The sequence below is a fragment of the Frankia sp. CcWB3 genome (assembly GCF_977927595.1).
The window spans coordinates 1-3990 of the sequence record NZ_CDWRCK010000324.1; the positions used below are offsets into that span (position 1 = coordinate 1).

Consider the following 3990-nt stretch of genomic DNA (forward strand, 5'->3'; position numbering starts at 1 on the left):
GGCGGTCGTCGTGGTGGGGGTGGGCGGCGCGGCGCTGGCCGCCGGGGTGCTCGCCGCCGTCGCCGGGCCGGCCAGCCCGGTGCCCGTCATCGGTCACCACACCTACGGCCTGCCGGGCTGGGTGGGGGTGGCCGACGTCGTCCTTGCGGTGTCGGCGTCCGGTACCTCCGCGGAGACCTGTTCGGCGGTGGAGGAGGCGAACCGGCGCGGCGCGCGGGTGGCCGTGGTCGCCCCTGCCGACACCCCCCTGGCCCACCTGGCCGGGGTGGCCGGTGCGCCCCTCGTCGTGACCTCGGCGGAGCAGCCCGCTCGTGCCGCCCTGTGGTCGTTGTCGCTGCCACTGATCATCGTCGCCCGGGCCCTGGGTATCGCGCGGGTGGCGGACGAGGCGATCGAGGCGGCCGCCGTCCGCCTCGAGGACGTCGCGACCCGCTGCCGTACGTCCAGCGAGTCGTTCGTCAATCCGGCGAAGACGCTGGCGCTCGAGCTGGCCGGTACGTTGCCGATCATCTGGGGAACCTCACCGGTGACGAACGTGGTGGCCGAACGTGCCGTCACCCAGCTCGCGACGAACGCGAAGTATCCGGCCATCGCCGGGGCGCTGCCGCATCCCGCCCGCCACCAGGTCGCGCTGTTCGACGGTGCTTTCGGCGCGGGTCTCGCGGCTGGCGGCCCGGTGCGCGACGACTTCGACGACTTCTTCCGCGACCGCGCCGAGGAGGACGAGTCGATCCGGCTCCGCCTGGTCCTGCTGCGCGATCCCGACGTCGAACGCCTGGATGTCGCCCGGCAGGCCGAGGCGGCGGTGGCGGTGGCGGCCGAGCGAGGCGTCGGCGTCACCGAACTGCGCGCCGACGGCGGCGGGCCGCTGGAACGGCTCGCCTCACTCATCGGCCTGTTCGACTACACGGCCGTTTATCTCGCCCTAGCGATCGGGGTCGATCCCGTGCAGGTGCCCGCGGCCCACGACCTTAGGCGTTGACCAGGATCTCAGGCGCTGACCAGGCCGCCGGAAGGCTGGCTAGCGGCCGGCAGGCTGATCCCCTCTGCCGGATCCCGGTTCGACGCCGTTCTGAGGCTGCTGCGGCTGTCCCTGGTTCTGCCCGCTCTGGCCCGTGCCGGGCTGGGCGCCGCCTCCCTGTGGCTGTCCGCCCATGCCGGGAAAGATCTGCTGACCCAGGTTCTGCAACAAGTCGCCGAGGCCCTGACCGGGCGCCGGTGCTGGCGGGGTGTTCTGCAGACCTCCCTTGGTGCCGCGCGCGACGGTCGGATCGGCGCCGGGCAACGGGACCACCGGCCGGTTGGCCAGGGCGGCCCGCATCGACTTGCTCCAGATGATCGCGGGCAGGTCGCCGCCGAAGACATGGGGCCAGGTCCGGCCGTCGGCGACGACGCCCCGCAGCGGGTGGCTCTCCGCCCCCATGGGGTCGCCGACGGATACCGCCGCGGCGAGCTGCGGGGTGAAGCCGACATACCAGGCGGCCGAGAACTCGTCGGTGGTGCCGGTCTTGCCTGCCGAGGGGCGGTCGATGGCGGCCTTGGTCCCGGTCCCGCGGACCGGGACGCCGGCGAGCACACTGGTCACGGTGTCAGCAACACCCTTGGCGAGTACCTGTTCGCACTGCCGCGGCTGGGCGATGTCGATCGGGTCGTGGCTGGAGTCGATGGCCTCGGTGGCGAAGCGGGGCGTGCAGCGCACCCCGCCGCCGGCGATCGTCGCGTAGGCGTCGGCCATCTGCAACGGGGAGACGTACATGTACTGGCCGCCGCCGATGGCGGTGGCCCCGTCGGTGGAGCCGATCTTGTCTGCCTTCGGCGGTGTGACGCCCAGGCGTTTGGCCATCTCCAGGACCGCCGGGATGCCGGTCTTCTCCGCGAGCTGCACGTAGAAGGTGTTCACCGAGTCCCAGGTGCCCTTGGGGATGTCGTAGATGCCGGCCTCGGCGGGATCGGAGTTCGAGAAACCCCTGGGGCAGTCGCCCTCACCGCGGTCCAACGGGAACTTCTTGGTCTCGTAGCAGGCCGGGGAGTAGAAGGCCGTTGAGGTGCCGTAGCCCTGTTCGAGCGTGGCGGCGAGCACGAAGGTCTTGAACGTCGACCCGGGCTGGAAGGTGGCGCTGGTCGGCAGCGGTACCACCGTCTGGTTGACGGCTGTGTTCGAGCCGTACACCCGGTTCACTGCCATGGCGAGGATGTTGCCGGTGCCGGGCTGGATGACGACCTCGGTCGCCGACACCCGGCTGCTCGGTGACACGGTCGAGTTGACGGCGTCCTGCGCTGCCTGCTGCACCATTGGGTCGAGAGTGGTCCTGATGACCAGGCCGCCCTCGTAGATGCGTCGGTTGCGTTCCTCCAGGGTGGAACCGAGCGCCGGGCTCGCTCGCAGCTGGGACCGCACGTAGTCGCAGAAGAACGGCGCCGACGACGTCTCGCAGGAGTCCGCGGCCGGCGGCGGGGCCTTCACGACGTTCAGCGGCATCTGCTTCGTCGCCTCTGCCTGGGTGGTGGAGATATACCCCTCGGCGGCTATCTTGTCCAGCACGGTGTTGCGCCGGGCCAGCGCGGCCTCCGGGTAAGCGGCGGGGTTGTACCGGGACGGACTCTGCACGAGCCCGGCGAGCAGCGCCGCCTGTTCGAGAGTGACCTGGGAGATGGGCACCCCGAAGTAGTGCTCGGCGGCGGTGCCGATCCCGTACGTCCCGTCACCGAAATACGCGATGTTGAGGTATCGCTCCAGGATCTCGTCCTTGGAGAACCGCTTCTCGATGCCCAGGGCGTACCGGAGCTCCTGGATCTTGCGTTCCAGGGAGTTCCCGGCCGCGACCTCTCGCTCCCGCGTGGTGCGGGCGTTCTGCAGCAGCACGTTCTTGACGTACTGCTGGGTCAGCGTCGAACCGCCCTGAGAGACTCCGCCGGCCTCGCTGTTGCGCAGCGCGGCGCGGAAGACGCCCTGTGGGTCGACGCCGCCGTGCTGGTAGAAGCGGGCGTCCTCGATCGAGATGATTGCCTCGCGCATGATCTTCGGGATCTCGTTGCCGGGCACGACGATGCGGTTCTCGGCCCCGCGCAACATGGCGATCACTGATCCGTCGGCGGCCAGAATCGTCGAACTCTGCGGCAACGGAGGCGTGACGAGCTCGGCGGGCAGCCCGAGGAAGTGGTCCGCGCTTCCCTTGGCGAACAGGCCGACCGCACCGACGAACGGCAGGGACAACAACGCGACGACCAGCCCGAGAACGATCGCCGTCAGCCCCATCTTCTTCAGGACCCGACGCCGGTTCACGGGTGGACGGGGGATGAGCGGCCTGCCCGCTCCCCCGGCCCCGGCCCCGCCGGTCGCCGCCGGACCGTCGCCCGTGCCGCCGGGGGAGCGACGCGCGGAAGCGCCGTCGTCCGCGTAGGTGACGCCGCTCGCCATGTTGCCCGGCCTGGCGGATCGGGACGGCCTGGTGGATCGGGACGGCGCGGTGGATCGGGGCGGGGTGGGGGCACGTTCCGGCGCGACGGCGTGCGACGGGGCACCCGACCGGGCCGGCTTGCTCGGGTCGGCCGGCTTGCTCGCGCGGGGGGCGAGGTGGCTCGAGATGGAGTGCTCGACTCCCGTCCGACAGACGTCGACGTCACCCCCTCCGTGGACCGGCGCAAGGGCCGGAGTCTTCCTGGGACCTGTCCAGCATGCGTGAGCCGGCACTTGGTCGCTCACCGGCAGCACCGCCTCGAACCCGGTGCGACGTGGCAGCGGGTGCGCGCCGATTCGTGGCGGTTGGCGCGGACGGTCTGATTCGCAGGTAACGCTAGACGAGCGTTTCACCGGCGGACCAGCCGCCACGTCCGGTGTGTGCGGTACGTCCTACATTGTTTAGCAGACGTTAAGGAAATGTGGATCTGATGGTGCGTGCCCCGGCCGGTCCGGGCGGGTGCGGCCGGACGATGGGCTGGCTGGCTGCCGGGGACCGGTGAGGGCGGCCGGGTCACCGGCCCGGCGGGGGC

At 71.2% G+C, this 3990-nt stretch carries 2 protein-coding genes; one reads left to right on the plus strand and one right to left on the minus strand.

Translation table 11 applies throughout. The features are described from left to right. A partial coding sequence (locus tag ACY5KJ_RS18405; protein ID WP_462203947.1) for an SIS domain-containing protein occupies positions 1–982 on the plus strand: 982 nt, incomplete at its 5' end. A 39-nt stretch (positions 983–1021) separates the two neighbouring features. Here the strand turns inward: ACY5KJ_RS18405 and ACY5KJ_RS18410 are convergent. Then, positions 1022–3418, minus strand: a complete 2397-nt coding sequence (locus ACY5KJ_RS18410) for a transglycosylase domain-containing protein (RefSeq protein WP_462188241.1) — start codon at positions 3416–3418, stop codon at positions 1022–1024. Positions 3419–3990 lie beyond the last annotated feature (572 nt).

What these genes read in the sequence shown, in the direction of transcription:
- ACY5KJ_RS18410 (WP_462188241.1), bottom strand. Translation starts at nt 3,418, where the DNA reads ATGGCGAGCGGCGTCACCTACGCGGACGACGGCGCTTCCGCGCGTCGC.